A 20,807-nucleotide genomic window follows, 5' to 3' on the forward strand; every position below is an offset into this window, starting at 1 on the left:
GCTCTAATTCAAATTAATTAAGCGAATTGACTTCGCAAATGTTTTGCTTCAAATCATTATGATTGAAGACCCTACACATTTGATTCGTCGAAACTTTGTTCAGTTTTCAAAGGTCTACCTTAGTCAGTGGTAAGCGCTGACTAACAAATTTATTATATCAGATGCCGTCTTGAATGTCAACAACTATTTTTAACATTTTAATTAGCTGTTAATCTTTTTAACAAGCAGCTTTTATAATATATCATGTTGTCTCGTTTAAGTCAACAACTAATTTCAATCAATATTTGATAGAAATCATTGCCTCACAGACAACGTTAATTACTATACCTTGTTCTTAATACTATGTCAACAGAAATTCTAAAAAATGTTTTACTATCCCGTTTTAGTCATTATTAAGCTTTGGCAAAGCCTTTAAATTGCACTTCACAAAGTTAACGACGGTTGATAAACTTACTAGGTATTGTGAATTTTTAAAAGGAGCTAGTCAATGATTTCAACATTAATTGATTTTGTTTTACATATTGATACTCACCTTATTCAGATCGTAAATAATTTTGGTGATTCTACCTACCTGATTCTCTTTGCGATCATCTTTATTGAAACTGGTGCAGTGATTCTTCCATTTCTCCCTGGTGACTCACTACTATTTGCAGCAAGTGCTCTAGCAGCTAACGCACAATATCACCTTAATATTTGGATATTTGTTTTTGTTTTCCTTGTTGCTTGTCTTCTTGGTGATTCACTAAACTTCTACATTGGTCACCGAATTGGTAAAGGACTGTCTAACCATTCATTGTTTGGGAAGTTAATCGATAAAGATAGTCTTACGAAAGCTGAACAGTTCTTTGAAAAGCACGGAGCCCCGGCAATTATTCTTGCCCGCTACATGCCAATAATTAGAACATTTGCTCCATTTGCAGCAGCTGGTTCTGGATTCCCCTATCGGAAATTTATTCGTTACAGCATCATTGGCTGTCTTTCATGGGTAACTGTTTGCTGTGCAGCCGGTTACTTTTTTGGCAATCTTCCATTCGTTCAGGAACACTTCTCGGTAATTATTATTGCCATCATTGTTGTTACACTAATACCAGCAGTGGTCAGCTACCTAAAATCTAAATTTACCGCTAAATAATTTTTGCCGATTATAAAATCGCAAACAACTAAGAAGCACAATAGTAATTGCCAACCAAATGCCAAATAGTTTCAAAAAGAAAATCGGCGGCATCCCAATAATGATTGGGTCAGTCTCCGGATTAAAGATCCACTTATTATCACTAAATAATAAGTGATGGAACAAAATAAATGTTCTTTCAAAGTCAATTGCTGTTAACCCGCTAATTATTAACAATCCAAGACATAGATAATCAATAAGCGAAACCAACATTACCAGCTGGCTTCGCTTTTTTTCATGTTTGATTTTGCTAATAACTATTCCCCAACTAGCAAGGCATAGTCCTTCATTAACTATCAAGAAGCACCGTACCATTGAAAAATGCTCGATTGCATTATTACTAATTGGTAAATAACGAAAGGTTAATTGATTAACTATTGGGAACTGGAGGTAGGTTAACAGACGACGATAATCACTTATAATTTCTCCCCAGGTTATCCCGTTAACGGCAAACGGATGCAATAAACTAATCGAAATGTTTGTCGTAATAATTACCGCAATAGAAGCCGCTGCAAGAAAGTATACTAAAACCTCCAGGAGGCTCTTAAAGCCTATTTTCATCGCTCAACCTGCCAATCATCCAAACTATCAACCTGATGGGTCGGTTGAATGGCTTTCTTACTGACTTCTGATTTTGTAGATAAGCCTGAATATACTAACAAACTATCAATTCCAAAATTAATTGCCGCTTTAATATCCGTATTGTAGTTATCGCCAACCATCACAACCTGCTCTTTATTAAGGCCACTTTTTTTCAGTGCCATCGCCATTATAATTCTTTCCGGTTTACCAATCATGATTGGTTGCTTCTGGGTTGCATATTCTACTAATTTCACTAAGGAACCTGCTCCAGGAACCATCCCTCGCTGATTTGGCAAATTACTATCCGAGTTGGTTCCAACAAACGTTGCTCCTGCCCGAATTAGTAAAACGGCAGTTGCCAGCTTGTCATAGGTTACCTTTGAGTCTAATCCCACAACTACATAGTCTGGTGATACATCCGTAATGGTAAAGTGACGATTAATGAGTGCATTTCGTAGGCCACTTTCACCAACTACGTAAACCCGACGTTTCTCTCCTGCAATTTGATCTAAATAATCAGCAGTCGCGAGAGCAGTTGTATAAACGTTATCGCTGTTCACATGAATACCGTGGTTAGTAGTTAAGTTATCAGCGACGAATTCTGGTGACCTCGTACTGTTATTGGTTACAAATAGAATTTGCTTACCTGCCTCTTGAAGACGCTTAATAAATCTTGCCGCAGCCGGGATTCTCTTAGTCCCTTTATACATTGTCCCATCAAGATCGATAAAATATCCCTGATAATTATTTTTCATTTTGATTCCTCTTTACCCGTTGATGGATAATAAATTTTTGTTGGTGATTGCCCACTTTAACCCGTTTTGCTGATTGGTGACGACGCTTCCGTGGCTCTGGTTGATTAAGTTTCCGGCGTCGCTCCCTAATTGCCGGAGAATGTTCTCTTCGATGCCGCCGATTACGCCGTTTAGGCAGGCGAACATCACAGTTCCGAACGATAAAGTATGGACAGCCAAAATTACAATCTTCGTACAAGTAGTCTTCAATCGTCTCAACCCCCTGCTCAGGTCGAAATAACGGGTTATCTGGATCATAAAAGCCCTTCAAGCGTAACTGATCGTACCCCCAATCACCAACAATATAGTCATACTTATTTAGAATATTACTAAAACGATTAGCTAATTGCTCGCCATCAAATCCTTCACGATAATTTTTCAATAATTTATATTGATGACCATTGAGGAGAAAATCATTTTCAGATTGTTCCTCGTAATGATATAAATCGACCCGTTGCTCTTCACGTTGATCGATATACTCCTGAATTTTTGCGCGATTCATTTTTTCACCTCACTTCATTCTAAACTTAAAATTACTAATTATCATAATACCACGTTCTTAACGACGCTTGGCAAAGTCATCAGTCTTGCCATTAATCAGCTTTTCAATTTGACTAAAGCTAAGCGGTGCGCCAAATGGTACCTTTTCTGGCAATAAATAATCAAATTCTGGTGAATCAATCCCAACATTAATGTTTTCCTTCGCTGGAACTGCATAATGATGAATATGACCATGAAGATTAATAATTTGTGGTGCTATTCCCAACATCAATGGGTAATGGGTCAGATAGTATTGGCGATGATCGTATTTCAATAATACGCCAACATCATGAAAAGCGAACTTGGGCTTTCCGTTAAAAGAGTAGTTGTTTTTAGCCAGAAATTTAAATAACCCTCTGCTATCATGATTTCCTTTGATTAATACCAAATGACCATTTAACGAGTCAAGAATTTGAAAAACCTTTTCATATGCTTTGACCTGAGGCTTAGCAAAATAAACCGCAATATCGCCAAGATGATAAACAATATCGTTCTCGCCAACTCGTTCATTCCAGTTTTTAATAATCGATTGATCCATTTGATCAACCGTCAGAAAAGGTCGTGGTGCGAAATCATCAATTCCTAATAAATGCTCATCTAAGAAGTGAGTATCAGCCGTAACAAATTGCATTCTCTTCACCCCTTATTCAAATTTAAATAAAAATAAACCGATAGTCGGGGTTAAAGCTTCCCAAACTATCGGTTTTTATAATAAATTACTTGCTTTGCTTCTTCAAGCGTTCAATATCACGGACAATCATTAATTCTTCGTTAGTTGGAATTAGTAACGTCTTAATCTTAGCGTCCGGCGTCGAAAGATCCCGTTCAACACCATGACAATTATTCTTTTCTTGATCAATCTTGATTCCGAAGTATGCAAGCTTATCGGTAACCATCTTCCGAATTGGAACACTATTTTCACCAACACCGGCAGTGAAGACAATAGCATCTGCTCCACCCATTTCTGCAATGTAGGCACCGACATAACGAACAATCCGGTTTACATAAATATCAATGGTCAATTGAGCACGCTTATCACCCTTATCAGCTGCAGCAAGAATATCACGCATATCTGGAGAAATACCGGAAATTCCTTTAACCCCAGATTCATGGTTCAAAATATCAATCATTTCTGGTGCGGTCTTCCCCAACTTTTCTTGCATAAATTCAACCAAGGAAGGATCCACACCACCTGAACGGGTTGCCATTGTAATTCCCGCTAACGGTGAAAAGCCCATAGAAGTATCGTATGACTTGCCATCCTTAACAGCAGTAATTGAAGAACCTGCACCAATATGCATCGTAATCAACTTCAGATCCTCAAGTGGCTTGCCAAGCATTTCAGCAGCCCGTCCAGCAACGTAACGGTGACTAGTACCGTGAGCACCATACTTCCGTGCCCCATACTTTTCGTACCATTCATAAGGAACACTATAAAGAGTATTCTTCTTTGGCATATTTACGTGGAATGAAGTATCAAATACGGCAACTGCAAATGCATTTGGCAGTACCTTGCGAAATTCTTTAATTCCCACTAATTCAGCAGGATTATGTAATGGAGCATACTCAACTAAACTATCAATCTTGGCAATTACATCATCAGTGATTACTGCAGAATCTTTGAAGTATTCACCACCGGCAACAACCCGGTGACCAACAGCAGTAATCTCATCATAACTCTTAACAATCTTGAGACTGATCAATTGATCCAATAGATACTTGACAGCGGTACCGTGATCGGCAAAGGCTCGTTCTTCTTCATGCTTTTGACCATCACCATACTTAATTTTAGCATGTCCCATCTTTTCACCAATTCGTTCAATTGTTCCTTCAGAAACAACATTCTCACTTGGCATATCAAATAGCTTAAACTTTAGCGTTGAACTTCCGGCATTAACTGCAATTGTCTTTGACATATGATAACGCCCCTTTATTTTTTAATATTTGTTGCAACCCAATCATTAATTTCCTGCATAAAACGAGCAAAGTTTTTTTGATCCTTAAATGACGGAAATTCACCAAGGAGAACTTTAGCGGCTTGTTTACCGTTTCCTCCATGACGCTGCAATAGTAAAATCGCCTTTTGTGCAGCTGGGTTAGCAAATAATTCACCTGGCAAATTGACGAATCCTTGAAGATAGGCAACTGAATGAATCCACTTAACAAATCCCTCCGTTTCCTTCGTTTGAAATAAACTACTTGGAACAAGAAAAACGCCAAAACTACCTGGTTTTAAATAATTCATCGATTGTTCAATTAACAGGTGGTGGATATACGAATGCCCATCTTTTGCACGTGTTTGATAGTCCTTAGTATTATTATCAAGCGGGTAATAACCTATTGGCAAATCACTAACTGCTAAATCACACTGTGGAATATCCAAGGCACCAACAGAATCTTGATGGAATAAATCCACATTAGCATGCTGCAACGCAACATTCACACTAGCAACACTAAGCATCGAATCATCATTGTCAATCCCAAAGCCTTTAATGTTATCATGTTCGTCTTTATCAAGCTGGTTAATGACAGTCGTTAATAAATTAGCTGTCCCAACTGCGGGATCAAAAATTGTTTCAAGCCTTGTGTTTTGAGTTACCTTTTCAATCAAGAATGCCATCAAAAGGCCAATCGTGTCTGGCGTCATTTGGTGGTTTGCTTGGATTGCATCTTTTCGAATAACTTTCAAAAAGCTTAACTGAATTAATTGACGAATTGCCTCTGCTTTAACATTTTTAAGATCTAGTTGCTGGTAGATCTTTTTCAGTTTCTCTTGAGTCTCTTTATCAGGAACGCCATCCTCTACCCGAACAGTATTGTCATCAATAATATTCTCCGCATTCTCTAGCATTGCGTCTAAATAGGAACAATTTAATGCAGACTGTAAAAGCATCGTTCCTTGATCAAATAACTCAAATAATTTTTGAACTGATTGCTGTGACAGTGCAGGTCACCTCCATTACATTACAATCATCTTTAAGTTTAACGATTCTGTCTATTAAATTCAAGGTAACGCTTTACTAACGAACATTATTTAACTATTTAACCTAAAATAGGCCTATTTGTTCCTGAAATTGTGAACTTTTTCCTTTGTATAATCATCTGCTCTACTTAAGTTTTCTCTAATTTGATACTGTAGTTTTAACATTAATTCACGATTAACTGTTAATTGCTGTTTTTGATACTGAAATTCAAACACTACCACTCCAGTTGAAAACATCAATAAAATTAGACTAATTAATATTGCATAACCTGCCCTCATTTTGACGGTTTGTTTTTTCATAGAATTTCACTACTCCTAATATTGTTTGTCCATTTTTGCATTGTGCTTTTACTGCAACTCGTGAACCAGCTAACTCACTAAACATTACTGACCCCGGTTTTATATCATCGAAAAGGAGTAAATAGCCACCATGGTTTTCACGACTCAGGTATAACCGATCTGTTGCGTGTAATTCATAAGTTAATCCAGAATACCGGCTTGTTAACCATAATTTTTGTCGTTCAACTCGAGTAAGCATAAATTGATGATCAGCAGATTCCAACTCAGTTAAGCAAACATACCAGTCAAGAGGCTGAGCACTCGACTTAACAGTAGTCGATTTAATAACCCTTATCTGAAGTGAGACCAGGGTAGTAATCAGCGCCATAATAATCAATGCAATTAAGCATTCTAATAGAGTAAAGCCCTTTTCCCTTATCATTTTCTGACCTCTAGAATTGTTTGATCACCAAGAGATACTATTACCTTCTTTTCAGAAGCAACCGCACTAAGCTCATCACGTCTTATATAAGCCGGCCGGTGAGTTGTTATTAATTCATCAGTAGCCTCCTTCGCAATTCTATATGCTGCTAAATTAATGCATTGTTTTTTAGATTGGTACACCAGACACTGATGACAAATTAAGGTAAACGTGATCCCTAAGGAAACAATCATTAACGCAATTAAACTGTCTGCTAAGATAAATGCATGCTGCCTATTTTTCCTCAATCCGATACCCTCCCCAAGCCAACTGGATTCGCATTAAGTATGTCCGTCCATTAATTGATGATTGAAACTCCTGCGTTCGTGGCTTAGTATAGCCATTTTCGTGCATTTTAAAGTCAGCAAATTTTCTAACAAGGATGGTTTCCGGTATATCTAGCTTATCTTTAACCAGCTTTCGTTGTTCGCGCCAATCAAATTCTATTTGATAATTTACAGGGTCAAAAGTCACCATCGTTTCAGTATGTTTTGTTTTTGAGCGAACCTGGGCCGCTTGCCATGATTGACGAAAATCATTCCAAAATTCGTGTTCCGCTACAACTTGTCGACTACGCATTAAGTTAGGGAAAGAAAAGGTGATAATTACAACGGTTAATATCAAAACAATAATTGTTTCAAGCATGGTAAAAGCTTCTTTTTTCACCGCTTAATAACCTTTCCGTCCACAATTACAATGTGTTGCTCGTGAGCTTTCTTTACTTGGGCAGCTGTTAAGTATCTGGCATCTCTTAATTCTTCTAAACTGACATTCTCATTGCCCCCCCATCATTTGCGTACTCATCAACTTGGGTTTGCACAACTGAAACCATTGCATCGCGGTGAATCCTTTTTGCGCTTTTTCGCTGGGGCCGTTAAATTAGGTAAAACGATCAAAATTAACAAACTAATAATAAAAAGGACAATTGACATTTCAATAACGTTCTCTAAAACTATTCAAAAATAATTTTCTACATTAAATTAGGATTGTAAAATACAAAATAACCCGACACCTCAGAAGAAGTGCCGGGCTATTTGGTCCACTCAAACTTAACTTGTAATCAGTATAGCATATTATTGTCAGTACAATTTAACTTAAGTAAGGATGTTAACCTTTTGCCTTTTTGGGTAAAAAACGTAAAGTTTAGATTAACTCTTGATATATAGACATTCCTACATCAAAGTAACTAAACTACAATATTTCTTGCATCTTGCAACCAACGCAAAAAATCCCCAGCGACTATTGCAGATTTTGCAACAGTCGCTGGGGATTGACTAGTTTTATTCAAATTTTCCGTATGCTTCGTTTGTGTAGGCGTTCCGCACTGCTACATAACCATATTGACCATTGCCACGTGGTTGACGTACATAGACAAAGCCATTAGTCCGTGCCCAGGCGTCATACTTCACCACATCTCCAGCATGTAATACCGAGATTACTGAACTAGAAGGAGTAGCGCCCCAACGAAGGTGCAAGTCAGTATTAGCGGTAAACTTACCATTTTCAGCGTGCCAAGTTACCCCAAGAGAGTCTTGCCAAGTTGTCCCAGCGTATGATGGAACATTGGAAGTCTTTGTTTCGTTTTTCTGTGGTGCTGGTTGAGCGGTATGAGTAACAGATCCATCACCTTTAGCGATGGCTTGCCAGCCTTTGGCATCAACATAGAACAAGGAACGGTCTTCAGTGTTCCCCGTGAATTGCCAACCAGTAAGAGCTTTCCAAGGGGCAAAATTATAGCTAGATAAAAATGGTGGAACTGTCCAAGAATTGGTGTACCAAGGATAACCAGCACCCCATAATCCACATGTATCTGCACAATTAGCTACTTGCCATACCGCAGAAAATTGCACATAAATAATCGGCCAGACACCAGTTTGTCGGTGAACTTCATTAACGAATTGACGGCACCAATTAGTATTCATCCATGAAGCGTTTTGGCTAGATTCCCAATCCAAACCAAGAATAGCTTCGTGGATGTAGCCCTTAACATTCTTCAAGAAGTAATTAGCTTCTGAAATTGGGTCCCCACCGCTTGCATAGTGATATACACCTAGTAGCTTTCCAGCCTTTTTCGCTGCTTGATAGTCAATATCACAGAACGGGTTAACATAACCCGTCCCTTGCGTAGCCTTAATAATAACAGCGTCCGCATTATCATCCGTGGCGTACCAGCGAGGTGAACCTGAATAAACATCTACTACTTTTAATGGCATAAGATAACCTCCTTATTTTGCTTCAACAGGTTGGGTGTTATTTACGTTGTCTTGAACTTTTGGTTTGTCTTGCTTCGACTGTTCAAGATTTTTAAATACATACGGTTTCTCATTACTTGTAGGCGTTAATGGTGACTTTTCATAAGCTGATTGAACGGCTGATTCAATTGCTTTGACATCAACGTTAGTAAAGCCCTGCTTAGCAAGCGCATCTTGTACAATTGACGTTGCTTGGGCGAACTTAGCATCACCAGTAATGTTCTTACTTACTAAGGAGTTGACTGCCGTGATGGCAACCTGTTCAATGAAGCTCCACAGCTCTTTTGATTGAACGGTCTTAGCGTGAAGAACCTTTGTATGAATTAAGTTCTGGGTATACTTGAAGCCAAAATAAATAGCGGTCGAAACAACCGCTGTAATTACATATTCCGGAATTGCATTAATAATTTCATTCATCTTCGTTCCTCCAAACTAGTGATTCTTCGTTCATGATCTTTTAGTTCTTCATCATGTCGAATAAACTTCTTATCACCATTTTCCAATCGTGCTTCTGCCTTTGCCTGACGACGATTAAATTCAGTTAAATTGTCGTTAACGTCACTTAGTTTTCGTCTAATCGGGCCAAAAAGCTCAATATCAAGCTTCTTGATTACCCATCGAATAATCCCTACTATCACTATCAAAATTGCAGCTATCGATCCCCATTCGTCCCAACTTAAACTAAACAATGAATGAGGTGTAATCCAACCCATTTCATGCTCACCTCCAAATTTTAGGTACAAAAAAAGCGCCAACCGAAGTCAGCGCTAAAACTATTACTTGAACAGTTTATGAATTAGATGTTTAATGTGCTTGCTGGGCACAATCAATATTATCAGCCAAAAATGGCTCATGAGGTACACCCCCAATTGCACTTACAGTTTGAGATTGGTGGTCTCGAAGTGCTTAACTATTGTACCATAGAAAAACTATGTTATAATACTTATGTCAATATTATCAGCCGGAGTGCAAAACGACTTCAGTTGGTTACTTAAGTCGAACCGGTTGTGGGCGCTTAATAAGCGCCTTTTTTGTTTTAAACTTTTATCCAATTAATGGTACAATTAACTTGTCTTATTAAAGACACACCATTTATTGGCCCTTTGAGGTCGCATAGTTATCCTTCCCAAAGGTAACTACAACAAACATATAGAAAGTGCTAATTCTCCGATTCGGATTAGCGCTTTTTCTTTTTATAGCCGCCCATAATAAAAGCCCCGTTGTATTAACAGTGAGGCTTATTTATGTATTGTGTATTTCAAAGGCGACTATGTGTTAGCTAACTAGGCAACGTAATCAACGCCAGTCAGTTCCTTATACTGGGTTGCGCCAATCCCCATACCAACGTAAACCTTGTAATATTGTGGGTCATGGTTGCCCCAGTCGTTCCAAAACATCTTTACCATATCTAATGTACTCATCATAATTAATTATTCCCTTTCTTTAAGTCCGTAATAGTTGCTTGTTGCTTCATAATCATCTTTTGCATTTGCGTCAGGTTCGCCTGTTGTGCCATGACCGTCTTTTGCAACTGGGTAATATTGGCTTGTTGAACCATCAACAATTGTTGGCCCTCACTTGGTTTAATGTTAGCTTGTTGCTGGGCAATTGATGCCGCTACTTGTTGTTGGAATGTTGCATCATCCATTCCGCCAATCCACTCAGTACCATTGAACTTTTGATAGCTCTTAGTTGGATCTGGCGCTACCGTTGTTGTATATGGCGGTAAATTATTGGCATCAACGACTTCAATTTCAGCTAATAGATACCTGTAATGTTGATCATACATAAATGCTTTCATCCGATTTCACCTCCTATTGTTCAACTGTAAGGTTCAACAGTGTCCAGTTATCCCAACGACCACCTGCCCATGCTCGATAGCAAAGTACCGCACCAGCTCCAAAAATAAACTGGGCCTTTGTCTGATTTTTGCCCCCATATTGAACAATCCAGCCCCATTCAGCACCACCACGAATACGCTTAGGCCATGATGTTTCATTTGTTGAAATTGGTTTGTCTTGCCAGAAACCAAATGGATAGATTCCAGGCTCTAAGTTATCTATATTAGGATTATCGTTCCCAATAAAATTACCAATTTTCAGCGTCTTATTATTCAACGTGTCTAATTGATTGTCTTGACCAATATTCTCTTCAAGTAGTTTGTTAAAGTTTTCAGCAATCTTTTCTGCACCTAAGTCCATACCAGTAAAGATGCTTGCAATATCCTTTGCTGTTAATGCCATTAATTATCATTCCTCTCCTTTGTAATAAAGAGCCTTGTAGCCTTCAAAGACTCCAAAGCTCTTGTCTGGTAGTTGTTTCATTGTTAACCCGTCACTCATCAAGTTAAAGCTGTTAGTAATTTCAATCGTGCTTATCCCGTTAGCCGAGCTAACCACTTTTGCTGGGAGGATTTGCCGATTGCCACCACCGAACATGCCCTTCGGTTCTGTCCCAATTGGAACTAACCCTAATGCATATTCAAGGTAGACTAACGACACCGTTGTCCCAGCGGTTAAGCTAACTGGCACTTTAACTTGAATCCCCCCGAGTTTTAACCGCCAAGCTCGTCCTTGGACTTTCACGGAAGCCATTAAAGGACGTCACTGACAGATGAAGCGTAACGTTGGGCGTTAAGCCCGCCCAATGAAAGTGCTTCGTATTAGTAACCGTGCCAATTAATTGGTCGCCATTTCGGATTCGATACTGCATTCATCATCAGTCCCAACTTAAATCAAGCGAGTTTGGTGTTACGTTAGTTGCCGCTAAGTTGGTCACATTAACCAGCGCTTCGTAAACCGTTAAGCTAATCACATTAGAGACCTTTTCGCCAATTTTTGCGGTAATGGTTGCCGTACCAGGAGCAATTGCTTTGACGTTACCCGCACCATCAACCGTTGCCACTTGCGTATTTGATGAGGTCAATACTGCTGCCCCGTCGGTTTCATTAGCTGGGGTAATCGTAACGGTAACCTTAGCTGTTCCACCAACTTCAAGTGCTGTCTTATCAATTGCTAGAGTAATGCTTTGAACTGGAATAGCACTCGTCTTGACTGTGATCACGTTAGACTTAGCGCTTTCTCGCAAATTATTATAAGAACTAACAGCGAAGCGATAAGTTGTGTTAGCCGTTAACCCCGTAACGGTGTATTCTTTCTTGTTCTCAACTTCGGCAACCTTCTTCAGTTCACCGTCCGTTCCGACGCCTTGATAAATATAGTATTTCATTAACTAATCCCTCCATAGTAACCGTTGCGTGTGTTCATCAATGTAAACTGCTCGTAAGTCCGTTGGACTCGTTGGCTTTGAGAAGTAACCCGTATTCGGTGATAAGTACGAATTACCTTCTCCATCACCCGCTTGGGCCTTAGCGTCATCAATCGGCATTTCCAAGTCAACCTTGATCGTCCGGTTACCGTCAATAAGATACCAAGCACCGAACTTATAATGCGGTACGGCATCAAGATAGAAGTTCCGCGGAATCTTAACCTTGATTGTATTTGCATCCGGGTATTCCGCAATGCAATTAATCAGCTTAGTATTTGTCTGACCAAAGCCATGTGACGTTTTCCCTAAGCCATCCCGTTCGGTTCCGATGGCGTCTTCGTAGTACAGCACTGCCGGACGCAGTGGGTGTTCGCATTGATTATGCTTAATCTCAATTGTGTAGCCATACAGGAAATCTTCCAGACTATCCGCACTCAACAAGGATGAGTTCCGTTCCGCAACTAAGCCCATATCGGTATTAATGCTAATGACGTTCTGCTCATCCGGCGTTTCATCCTTATGCTTAACCCGAATATTCCAGTAAGCCCCGTGACCATCGTCGTAGTTGTCCCAACCATGCGTAATCGCAAGATCACCATCCATTAATGCTGTGTATTTCTGCATCGCATTAACGGTAGCAAAGTGGAATGGTCGGTCATGGAATTGGGCTTGTTTAAGAATCTCTTGAATCTGCTTCGCCATTGTTAGCAGCGAAGAATACTTCGCCATCAATCCCTCTTTAGGATCATCAACCGCATTAAGAGCATCTTGTAAGGATTGCTTATACTTAGCTAACCATTCCAAGAAGTCTTTCTTCGTACTATCGCCAAGTTCAGTTAACATCTTGTTAGTATCATCAACTAACTTTTTGATTTGTTGAGTATCAACATCCGCTTCTTTTTGAAGTTTCTTCAAAATATCGTTGAACTCATCAATAACCGACTTAGCATGTTTCCCCATGCGGGCGTAGAAGTTACTCCCCATGACTACTAATAGAATATTAACGGTTGATACAATTTTGCCGTCAGGACTAATAAAGCTAAAGTAAGCTTGTTCCCATTGACCGTCACATTGGAAAAGGTTCGCGTCAAAGTAAAGAGTAATCCGCCCGGTCTTAATCATATCAAGCTGTTGTGAATCGTCCATCTTCATATATGACCGAAAATCGTTGTGCTGAAAGTCGGTACCTTGAAACATAACCCGCCAACCAGTCATATCTTGCGGAAGTGAATTAGAATACACCCATAGCTTAATATAACTATCAACGTCACCAACACGTCCCTTGAACTTATCCCTAATATCAATCGTTTCATCTTGATCACGTAATAAGTCTACCGGAATATATTGATTTAATTTTGCTAATTGTGTTGCCACTATTTTTCACCTCCTCCTAGTTGGTTTAATGCTTCATCGCTCAATCCTAAAGTACCGGTCAGATTATTTTGTTTCTTATCTAAGCCGTCAATAGCATCACCGATAATTGTAAAGTTCTCAATTAACTGTTTACGCAATTCTTGACCGTCTAGCGACAAGTCATGAATGTGTAGTCTGTCCTTTATCGCCATCTGTATCTTCTCCTTCTTCCGTACTTAACTTTAATTTGCCATCGTCACCAGCAGTTAAGGTATAAACTTTCCCGTTAGGAGAGCGCAGTTGTAATCCATTAGTGGGTATGTCATCAGCCGTAACCGGCGGATTAATTTCGTGTGACTTACTACCACTATTACCATTACCACTATGAATAGCCGTTCTTGCAGCATCATTTCGGTTACTCCATTCATCGGGACCAAAAATCTTATTGCCAAATGTGATGGTATCGGTTTGAATGGTTGTCGGGTCCTTATATTGAGTAAAGCTCTGAATACGCACATTTACATCAATTCCAAAACGATCCCGCAACCAGCCATTGTTACCAATTGCAATTTCGTTATTAATTCCGCTCAGATTATTTTTGAAGCTTACCCAGTCCATTGTGTATTGAACATCTGGGTAATCGTGGAGTTGAGCCTTCATGGCATCTTTTAAGGCATTTTCATCTGTGATTGTGTCACTGGTAAACGGGTCCGCCCAGATTTTGCCCCACTTCTTGTCGTCTGCCATTGGACTATCATACTCGCCTTGACAGGTATATTGTGGTTGTTGGTCAGTCGTATCAGTTGTTGATGAATCATCAGAATCACCACTGCCTTGAACCTTAGCCGCCATTTGTGTATTTCTTACCCCAAAAGCAGGTGGCCACGCATTAATTGCCTGAATAACGGTCCCCCGTTCCGGGTTAGCTGCCATTTCAAGCGTGTTACTATCAAGAGCCAATGCAACATGGTAGGTTGAACCTCTCGCGCCCCAAAAGAGCATATCGCCCTCTTGATAAGGTGGACCAACTACTTGACCTTGATACTCTTCATAGGTGGTTGGCTGATGCATTGGAATACCGAAATGATTGTAGACATAAGCAACAAATCCCGAACAATCCCAGCCATTCGGCGAACTACCACCCCAAACGTAAGGTGTTCCGGCATACTGACGAGCAAATGAAGCTACTGCTCCACTACCACCACTAGAATCATCGCTACTAGTATCTTGCTCAATTTCTTTACCAGTACCTTTAATGGCTGTTTCAATCGTAGTGTAGTCTTCGTTAACCTGAATCTTTGAAGCGTTGACTTTATCAATGAAAACAAATGAATTATCTTTACCAATCTTGGTTGCTAAATGAATCGTGGTATTATCAAACCAGAACTCAATGCCAAAGGCTTCAGCAATTGAACTAAGCACATCATCACCATGTGCATTGCCTAAAGTGTCAGAACCAAAATCATGATCACTAACGTTACCGTCAATTGAATAACTGAACTTACTTCCTGATACTAAAAAATCACAGCAAACCTTTAATGATTGACTACCTGTGATTGTGTTATCTAAATATAAATCGTGTAAGTCGTGAGCAATATGAATGGTTGTCACGGCATACACTCGGTATTTATTCGTTGGTACGGGGTTAGAAGTAGCAATGCGGTATTGTTGACCTGTTGTCGGGTCAGTAATAATTGCCCGAGGAGCAATCATCTTTTCAGCTACTTCATTATCCTCGTTGGCAATAAAACTGAAGTTAAGTGTCGGATACGATTTTAACGTATCAGTAACGGCTACATCATAAGCATGTACTGCTGTTACATCCCCCGCTGGTGAGCGAATTGGTAAGCTAAGCACATCATCATCTCCCTAGTAATAAAACCGAGTATCAAACTTAATCGTGAAGTTACTAGCACCATCAAGGTGTAGTTTATTAACTCCCGTTGCAAAATCTAAGAAACCATGATTACCAGCATCATAATTTTGTGTACCGTTAACCGTTGGCATTACGCCCTCAATAGTTAACTTATCGTTAGCTGTGAGGGCGTTTTTATATTGAAATGATTGTCCCGTTGTCTGATTAGTCAGCGTAATACCATTTGAAGCGGTACCTTGAAACTCAATCTTAACTGGGTGCTCTTCTGCTGTGAGTTTGATAATCCCAGCATTAAGAAATTCAAAATCATTTTGGTTAGTAAAGGTATATTGCCATTCATTACGAAATAGCCCCATGCCTAAACCGATTCCTTTACCAGTACTCTTATCAAACTCTTGGGTGGTGTAAGAACTCTCAGCATATCCGGTCGGACAATCTAAGTTAATCTGCACGTTTGAAGCACGCCAGAATGAATTATCACGGCTAACACTAACTGGTTCAGCATAAACCTTCCAACGAATTTCTTTATTAGCCGTGTCATAGACATAGAACGATTCATGACTTTGGAGCATTCGATTAAGTTTCATTCGTTGCAGAAACAAGTCATTAGAATCAACTGCCAACACATTCAAAGTTAACGGGATAACTAGCTGTTGGGCTTGAACACTAGTCATTAAGGCTCCGTACTGCCCGACTTGTTGGTAGTTATAATTGTAGTTAGTCGTTGGTACATCAAATTTCTTCACCCGGAAACCAAGTTGATCCAGATCAAAGATAGTTCCATCGAGTTTTTGAAAAATTATTGTACTCACTAATAAACACCTCCCAGCGGTTGAGCACCTCCAACAGGAATAGCGCCACCCTTAGCTTGAATATTGACTTCATGGCTTCTGATTGCTCGCCAAGTTGCATAAGTAGCATGACCAATCGTCTTGCCATCAACATTCATGACCACGTTTAGATTACCGTCAATTTTTGCCGAACGGCTTGCAACAGAACTAGCAGTTCGCACTTGACTAGTTCCCTGATTGATAACCGGCACTAAATTATTAGCGCTATTCTTAGCTGATTCAATCAACTTGCTAAGCGTGCCAGCAAAGCCATTCGGGTTAATTTTTGCCCGTGCTTCGATAGCTTCGGCAATATGACCTTCTGAAGTGTCACGGGCTGGATTAACGGCTAATTCCGGTTCACCAGGAACTTCACCAAAAACGGAGAACTTATCAGCCCAACCACCGTTAGCATAGCCTTGTGGTGACCAACCACGACGTACGCCAATTGGCGCTAAGTCTGAACGCCATGTACTATCAGCTAAAACAGCCATGATTTGGTCAACTGCACTATGGATATTGCTGTGACCAGCCGGAAGATGACGTACTGCTGCACCCCAAGTTCCAAGCTTGAATTGGAATAATCCAATTGGTCGACCAGTACCATCATGATCATCAATTCCGCCACCTTGTGCTGGATTAACAGTTGATTCAACCATCGCTTGCCAATAAAGGCGTTCAATATCAGACGCTGAAAGTGACTGATGCATTAATGCAGCCGCAACTTGAGCAGCTTTAGCAAATGCCCCTTTCGACATCTTACCGCCACCACCTATGCTCTCCATGAACTTATCAGCCATTTTCTTAATATAATTGCTGATACCAGTCTTTATATACTCAAAAGAACCCCTGGTAGTACGTTTAACACCACCCATAGATGGTTGAGCATTAAGCATTTTATCAAGACCGGTCTTTTCTTTTAACCAATCCCAGATTTCACTAGCACCTTTACCGATAAGATCAAAAGCATCTTCAGCACTATCTTTTACATCATCAACAAAATCAGCAATCTTGGCACCGGTACCCTTAGCATATCCTGGTAGTTTCCCACCATTCATTGCCATTACAGCGGTTGATTGAGCGTGCGTAAGAATCGAAGTACCAGCAGATAGATACCGTAGTTCTGGGCCATCAGCACCAAGTATTTCATATCCTCGTGGAGTATGGGCAAGTTCAAAACCTTCTTCACCAACCAGTGCAAGTTGATTTTTCTTCAAGGCACCAGTACCAGTAGCGAACGCTGGAGCTGTTGGCACTCCCTTACTATTTTGTTGAAAGAACTTCAAGATGTTTTTAATAAATCCAAGAAACTTATTAAAAATGGCACTTACACCATTGAAGTTTGTCTTATATGTATTATTAACACCTTGCATTTCAGTCTCAGTTGCATTGATGTGACCAGTGGCTTCATCCATAGCAGACTTATTAACATCGTTTTTCTGCTCTTCAATTTCTTTGGAAACCTTTCTGTGCTGCTTTTCAGCCGCTTTCGTAACCTTGTCATATTGTTCATTGGCTGAGTTAATAGTGTCTGTCTTCTGCTTTCTAGCATCGGCTTCAATCCGTTTATAGGTTTTGCTGTTTTCACCATATTCTCTTTTAGCGGTTTTAGTAGTTTTGTTATACCTTTCTGTCGCTGCATTAATAATCGCATTCTTGGCTTTTTCGGCTGGACGAACAGCTGCTTTGTATTGCTTATCGGCGTCACGTTGAGTTTGCTTCAAATCTTGTTGACTTAACTTACCTTTTTTCTTGATTAAGTCATTATAGATTTTTTCTTGCTGACCAGCGTCCTTCTTTGCACTAGCACTAATTTTGCTATCAGCATTCATCTGATCTTGAACGAGTTGTTTTGAATAACGTTTGTTTTCCTTTTCTCGTTCACGAATTAGTGCGTCGTTATATTTCTTAGAATTAGTACCATATTTGCGGGCTATTTCTTGAAGCTTCTTAGTACCACCGTTTTCAATGTTTTCTAACTTTTTATAGTGATTGTTAGTATCCTTTTGCATGGCACTAAGTGTTTTTTGCTCTTGCTTTATGCGATCCTCATCAGCTTTTTTCTCAGCTTGTAGCTTCTTATTAGCCTGTTGTTGAGTAATAGCTCCTTCTTTAACCAGTTGTTCAAGATCCTTTTTAGAACGAGCTTCCTTGTCTGAATAATACTTTTTCAAAGACCGACTCATATCGCTATAAAGCTTGTCGGTCTTTTGCTTAGTATCAGCAATGCTCTTTGGGTCGACACTCATTTTAATAACAGTACGAGTAATCTTATTGAGATCCGGACGGATCGCCTTAGAGGTACCCTCTGTGTCAGCATCAACTTTAATCTTAGTATGAGCAACAATTGAGTGACCTTTTAGTGCTTTGTTAGCAGCATTCCCCGCTGTTTCTCCAATCTTTTTACCAAGCCATTCACCAGCCATTGCACCAACTGCTGTGCCGGCTGGTCCCATAAATGAACCGGCGAAAGCGCCCAGTGCTGTACCTGCTACTGAACCAGCAGAGCCACCAATTTTTTGACCGGTATTGTGATTTGACAGTAATTCAGTACCAACTCCAGCAGCAGCCGTTAGCAGAGGAACAGCTTTATTAGCTTTTAATACACCCAATGCACCACGAGCTGAGTTAAGGCGTGGCAACATCATTTTGCCAGCGTTTCGCTCAGCACTGGTTGGAGTTAGGTATTGTGGACCGGCAGAACCACCACCTAATGCATCAACCGCTTTTTGAGCAACACCAAACGACAAAACGGCATCCCTAGCCTTTGCCATCCACATGACAAATTCAGAGATCCGCTTTACGGCAAACCATGCCATCAATGCAACTGTAAAAGCTCTAACAGCTCCTTCGTGAGAAACTATTGCCTTAGTAAGGTTATCTAACAGGGTTAGAACATCTACCGTCTGTTTTCCATTTGTACCGACAAGGCCAAACATGGTACCAATAATTCGCAAGAAATCTCCGAATACTTGCCAAACCGTATCACCCATAATAGCAACTAATTTAATAAGATTACCCGTTAAATCAACGATAGTGTCCCTATGATTACCAATATAGGTTAATAGCTTAGCTGCACTGTCCATGACAGTACCGATTGCGTTACCTAGCAGTTTAGAGTAACGAGAAATCATTTCATTGGATAATAAGTCACGAATATCTTTTGACATCTGCTTGTTAGCCTTGAACGAGGTATTCATAACCTCACCCCAGAGAACAGACCAGCGTTGTTTGATATACATTTGCATACCAGTGAAAGAGGTCATCGCTTCTTCAGTTGAGTTCTTGTACTTATTACTTAAGTAGTCAAGAGCTTCTGTGAAGTCTTTAGCGGTTAATTTTCCTTGAGCAGACATCTCGTAAAGTTGTTTCATTGACTTACCGGTTGCCTTTTGCAAGGCTTCCCCAAACATCGGGAATCGGTTAATCATAACAGACATATCTTCAGCGTTAGCCTTACCACCAGCAACGATCTTGGCGAACTGTTCACCAGCTTCAGCTAACTGGTCATTGGTCATATGGAGCGTTGAACCTAAACGAATGAAGCCATTAGTCCAATCTTTAGTTTCCTTAACGCTTGAATGAACGTGATAGAACGATTGAGCCATTCGGTCAATGGTACTTGCTGCATAGATAGAGTGCTGGGCCATATCATTGATATAGTTAACCAGCACTTTACCATCTTTCGGTGCTTCGGTAGTTAATGCCGTCCAAACCGTCTTCATTCGGTCTTGTTCAACGTTGTATTCCATACCAGCACGGGCGGCTTCTTTTAATCCATTACCGATTGTATGGATACCGTTGATAGCCATACCACCAATAAAGGTGCCGGCAATCATATCTTTCAATCGACCAAAACTATTGGTAGTCTGCTTGGCTTCTTGTTGTAGCTGACGCATAGGGAGCGAAGCCCTGTCGTTTAACTTAGCTTCGGTAATAATCCTTGCTGGAACCTTTCTCAATAGTTCCTCGTAATTGATTACTTCACCACGTTGTGCCTGAGCAATCAATTCAGTACGTTGTCTTTTAGGAATTTTCCTTAAAAGCTGACCGAAATTCTCAATCCCTTGTTCTCGTGCTTCGGCTACTAACTTTGTCTTAACATCATGAGGAATAGTGCCAACCATTTTCTTGAAGCGTTCAATTTTACTATCAGCTTCGTTAGTGTCAGCAGTGATTTTTTGTTTTACCGGTTTAGTTGAATCTTCAATCTGTTCATGAGCATGTTTGGCCTGATTAACAGCCTTACCTAACGCATTACGCAGATTTTCTTCAGCTTTATCACCAGTATTTTTACCAACATTGTTCAGAGTATTGTCAATTTCTGATGCTTTTTGACCTAACTGTTCAGTATTCAGTTTCACATCAATATTGACTGTACCATCTGCTGCCATCTATA

The 20,807-nt window shown here is 40.0% G+C and carries 23 protein-coding genes and 1 pseudogene; 1 reads left to right on the top strand and 23 read right to left on the bottom strand.

Annotated elements, in window-relative coordinates; translation table 11 throughout:
- Positions 1–490 precede the first annotated feature (490 nt).
- Entirely contained in the window at positions 491–1,132 is a 642-nt protein-coding gene (locus tag HUK45_RS04565) for a VTT domain-containing protein (protein ID WP_191911389.1), read from the top strand.
- On the opposite strand, the gene HUK45_RS04570 is transcribed toward HUK45_RS04565, so the two are convergent.
- The 23 genes and pseudogenes from HUK45_RS04570 to HUK45_RS04675 all read right to left on the bottom strand — a co-directional run bounded on the left by HUK45_RS04570 (position 1,106) and on the right by HUK45_RS04675 (position 20,802).
- Positions 1,106–1,732 (bottom strand): TIGR01906 family membrane protein, encoded by a 627-nt coding sequence (locus tag HUK45_RS04570; RefSeq protein ID WP_191911294.1) that lies wholly within the window; start codon positions 1,730–1,732, stop codon positions 1,106–1,108. The genes HUK45_RS04565 and HUK45_RS04570 overlap by 27 nt on opposite strands.
- Positions 1,729–2,508 (bottom strand): TIGR01457 family HAD-type hydrolase, encoded by a 780-nt coding sequence (locus HUK45_RS04575; RefSeq protein WP_191911295.1) that lies wholly within the window; start codon positions 2,506–2,508, stop codon positions 1,729–1,731. The genes HUK45_RS04570 and HUK45_RS04575 overlap by 4 nt, the downstream gene beginning before the upstream one ends.
- Complete coding sequence (locus tag HUK45_RS04580) at positions 2,498–3,049, bottom strand: YutD family protein (RefSeq protein ID WP_191911296.1); 552 nt, start codon at positions 3,047–3,049, stop codon at positions 2,498–2,500. Before HUK45_RS04580 ends, HUK45_RS04575 begins: the two co-directional genes overlap by 11 nt.
- A 57-nt stretch (positions 3,050–3,106) precedes the next feature.
- On the bottom strand, positions 3,107–3,718 hold the full coding sequence (locus tag HUK45_RS04585) for a metallophosphoesterase (protein ID WP_191911297.1): 612 nt from the start codon (positions 3,716–3,718) through the stop codon (positions 3,107–3,109).
- An 85-nt stretch (positions 3,719–3,803) separates the two neighbouring features.
- Positions 3,804–5,003 carry an acetate/propionate family kinase gene (locus HUK45_RS04590; protein ID WP_191911298.1) on the bottom strand — a complete coding sequence of 400 codons (1,200 nt, stop codon included), beginning with the start codon at positions 5,001–5,003 and terminating at the stop codon, positions 3,804–3,806.
- A 14-nt stretch (positions 5,004–5,017) separates the two neighbouring features.
- A complete protein-coding gene (locus tag HUK45_RS04595; RefSeq protein WP_328797159.1) occupies positions 5,018–6,031 on the bottom strand; it encodes a class I SAM-dependent methyltransferase in 1,014 nt (337 codons plus the stop codon).
- A gap of 289 nt (positions 6,032–6,320) precedes the next feature.
- Positions 6,321–6,791 (bottom strand): prepilin-type N-terminal cleavage/methylation domain-containing protein, encoded by a 471-nt coding sequence (locus HUK45_RS04600; protein ID WP_191911299.1) that lies wholly within the window; start codon positions 6,789–6,791, stop codon positions 6,321–6,323.
- The gene (locus tag HUK45_RS04605) at positions 6,788–7,078 is read right to left on the bottom strand and encodes a type II secretion system protein (protein WP_191911300.1); all 291 of its coding nucleotides are present in this window, start codon (positions 7,076–7,078) and stop codon (positions 6,788–6,790) included. Before HUK45_RS04605 ends, HUK45_RS04600 begins: the two co-directional genes overlap by 4 nt.
- On the bottom strand, positions 7,065–7,496 hold the full coding sequence (locus tag HUK45_RS04610; RefSeq protein ID WP_191911301.1) for a type II secretion system protein: 432 nt from the start codon (positions 7,494–7,496) through the stop codon (positions 7,065–7,067). The genes HUK45_RS04605 and HUK45_RS04610 overlap by 14 nt, the downstream gene beginning before the upstream one ends.
- Positions 7,493–7,762 (bottom strand): annotated as a pseudogene (locus HUK45_RS09535) (competence protein ComGC). The gene HUK45_RS04610 and the pseudogene HUK45_RS09535 overlap by 4 nt, the downstream one beginning before the upstream one ends.
- A gap of 348 nt (positions 7,763–8,110) precedes the next feature.
- Positions 8,111–9,043 (bottom strand): GH25 family lysozyme, encoded by a 933-nt coding sequence (locus HUK45_RS04615; RefSeq protein WP_191911302.1) that lies wholly within the window; start codon positions 9,041–9,043, stop codon positions 8,111–8,113.
- 12 nt (positions 9,044–9,055) lie between these two features.
- Positions 9,056–9,499 carry a hypothetical protein gene (locus tag HUK45_RS04620; RefSeq protein WP_191911303.1) on the bottom strand — a complete coding sequence of 148 codons (444 nt, stop codon included), beginning with the start codon at positions 9,497–9,499 and terminating at the stop codon, positions 9,056–9,058.
- Positions 9,496–9,795 (bottom strand): hypothetical protein, encoded by a 300-nt coding sequence (locus tag HUK45_RS04625; protein WP_102168910.1) that lies wholly within the window; start codon positions 9,793–9,795, stop codon positions 9,496–9,498. Before HUK45_RS04625 ends, HUK45_RS04620 begins: the two co-directional genes overlap by 4 nt.
- 570 nt (positions 9,796–10,365) lie before the next feature.
- Positions 10,366–10,506, bottom strand: coding sequence for an XkdX family protein (locus HUK45_RS04630; protein WP_191911304.1), 141 nt, complete (start codon positions 10,504–10,506; stop codon positions 10,366–10,368).
- Between the two features lie 2 nt (positions 10,507–10,508).
- Positions 10,509–10,883 carry a hypothetical protein gene (locus HUK45_RS04635; protein WP_191911305.1) on the bottom strand — a complete coding sequence of 125 codons (375 nt, stop codon included), beginning with the start codon at positions 10,881–10,883 and terminating at the stop codon, positions 10,509–10,511.
- A gap of 13 nt (positions 10,884–10,896) precedes the next feature.
- On the bottom strand, positions 10,897–11,325 hold the full coding sequence (locus HUK45_RS04640) for a hypothetical protein (protein WP_191911306.1): 429 nt from the start codon (positions 11,323–11,325) through the stop codon (positions 10,897–10,899).
- 6 nt (positions 11,326–11,331) lie between these two features.
- The gene (locus tag HUK45_RS04645) at positions 11,332–11,676 is read right to left on the bottom strand and encodes a fibronectin type III domain-containing protein (protein WP_235972003.1); all 345 of its coding nucleotides are present in this window, start codon (positions 11,674–11,676) and stop codon (positions 11,332–11,334) included.
- 124 nt (positions 11,677–11,800) lie between these two features.
- On the bottom strand, positions 11,801–12,310 hold the full coding sequence (locus tag HUK45_RS04650; RefSeq protein ID WP_191911307.1) for an Ig-like domain-containing protein: 510 nt from the start codon (positions 12,308–12,310) through the stop codon (positions 11,801–11,803).
- Between the two features lie 3 nt (positions 12,311–12,313).
- Positions 12,314–13,723: a BppU family phage baseplate upper protein gene (locus HUK45_RS04655; RefSeq protein ID WP_191911308.1), complete on the bottom strand. Its 1,410-nt coding sequence runs from the start codon at positions 13,721–13,723 to the stop codon at positions 12,314–12,316.
- The gene (locus HUK45_RS04660) at positions 13,723–13,914 is read right to left on the bottom strand and encodes a hypothetical protein (RefSeq protein WP_102168127.1); all 192 of its coding nucleotides are present in this window, start codon (positions 13,912–13,914) and stop codon (positions 13,723–13,725) included. The genes HUK45_RS04655 and HUK45_RS04660 overlap by 1 nt, the downstream gene beginning before the upstream one ends.
- Positions 13,883–15,559 (bottom strand): phage tail protein, encoded by a 1,677-nt coding sequence (locus HUK45_RS04665; protein ID WP_191911309.1) that lies wholly within the window; start codon positions 15,557–15,559, stop codon positions 13,883–13,885. The genes HUK45_RS04660 and HUK45_RS04665 overlap by 32 nt, the downstream gene beginning before the upstream one ends.
- Before the next feature lie 12 nt (positions 15,560–15,571).
- Positions 15,572–16,390, bottom strand: coding sequence for a phage tail domain-containing protein (locus HUK45_RS04670; RefSeq protein WP_191911310.1), 819 nt, complete (start codon positions 16,388–16,390; stop codon positions 15,572–15,574).
- Complete coding sequence (locus tag HUK45_RS04675; RefSeq protein ID WP_191911311.1) at positions 16,390–20,802, bottom strand: tape measure protein; 4,413 nt, start codon at positions 20,800–20,802, stop codon at positions 16,390–16,392. The genes HUK45_RS04670 and HUK45_RS04675 overlap by 1 nt, the downstream gene beginning before the upstream one ends.
- Positions 20,803–20,807 lie beyond the last annotated feature (5 nt).

Origin of the sequence: Limosilactobacillus urinaemulieris (assembly GCF_014838745.1) — a bacterium.
In the GTDB taxonomy this organism is placed as follows: Bacteria; Bacillota; Bacilli; order Lactobacillales; family Lactobacillaceae; genus Limosilactobacillus; species Limosilactobacillus urinaemulieris.

Excerpts from the sequence above, each read along its gene's own strand:
- HUK45_RS04575 (WP_191911295.1), bottom strand. The coding sequence starts at position 2,508 with ATGAAAAATAATTATCAGGGATATTTTATCGATCTTGATGGGACAATG.
- HUK45_RS04600 (WP_191911299.1), bottom strand. The coding sequence starts at position 6,791 with ATGATAAGGGAAAAGGGCTTTACTCTATTAGAATGCTTAATTGCATTG.
- HUK45_RS04650 (WP_191911307.1), bottom strand. The coding sequence starts at position 12,310 with ATGAAATACTATATTTATCAAGGCGTCGGAACGGACGGTGAACTGAAG.
- HUK45_RS04570 (WP_191911294.1), bottom strand. The coding sequence starts at position 1,732 with ATGAAAATAGGCTTTAAGAGCCTCCTGGAGGTTTTAGTATACTTTCTT.
- HUK45_RS04625 (WP_102168910.1), bottom strand. The coding sequence starts at position 9,795 with ATGGGTTGGATTACACCTCATTCATTGTTTAGTTTAAGTTGGGACGAA.
- HUK45_RS04645 (WP_235972003.1), bottom strand. The coding sequence starts at position 11,676 with ATGGCTTCCGTGAAAGTCCAAGGACGAGCTTGGCGGTTAAAACTCGGG.
- HUK45_RS04615 (WP_191911302.1), bottom strand. The coding sequence starts at position 9,043 with ATGCCATTAAAAGTAGTAGATGTTTATTCAGGTTCACCTCGCTGGTAC.
- HUK45_RS04640 (WP_191911306.1), bottom strand. The coding sequence starts at position 11,325 with ATGGCATTAACAGCAAAGGATATTGCAAGCATCTTTACTGGTATGGAC.
- HUK45_RS04580 (WP_191911296.1), bottom strand. The coding sequence starts at position 3,049 with ATGAATCGCGCAAAAATTCAGGAGTATATCGATCAACGTGAAGAGCAA.
- HUK45_RS04675 (WP_191911311.1), bottom strand. The coding sequence starts at position 20,802 with ATGGCAGCAGATGGTACAGTCAATATTGATGTGAAACTGAATACTGAA.
- HUK45_RS04620 (WP_191911303.1), bottom strand. The coding sequence starts at position 9,499 with ATGAATGAAATTATTAATGCAATTCCGGAATATGTAATTACAGCGGTT.
- HUK45_RS04630 (WP_191911304.1), bottom strand. The coding sequence starts at position 10,506 with ATGATGAGTACATTAGATATGGTAAAGATGTTTTGGAACGACTGGGGC.
- HUK45_RS04585 (WP_191911297.1), bottom strand. The coding sequence starts at position 3,718 with ATGCAATTTGTTACGGCTGATACTCACTTCTTAGATGAGCATTTATTA.
- HUK45_RS04660 (WP_102168127.1), bottom strand. The coding sequence starts at position 13,914 with ATGGCGATAAAGGACAGACTACACATTCATGACTTGTCGCTAGACGGT.
- HUK45_RS04590 (WP_191911298.1), bottom strand. The coding sequence starts at position 5,003 with ATGTCAAAGACAATTGCAGTTAATGCCGGAAGTTCAACGCTAAAGTTT.
- HUK45_RS04635 (WP_191911305.1), bottom strand. The coding sequence starts at position 10,883 with ATGAAAGCATTTATGTATGATCAACATTACAGGTATCTATTAGCTGAA.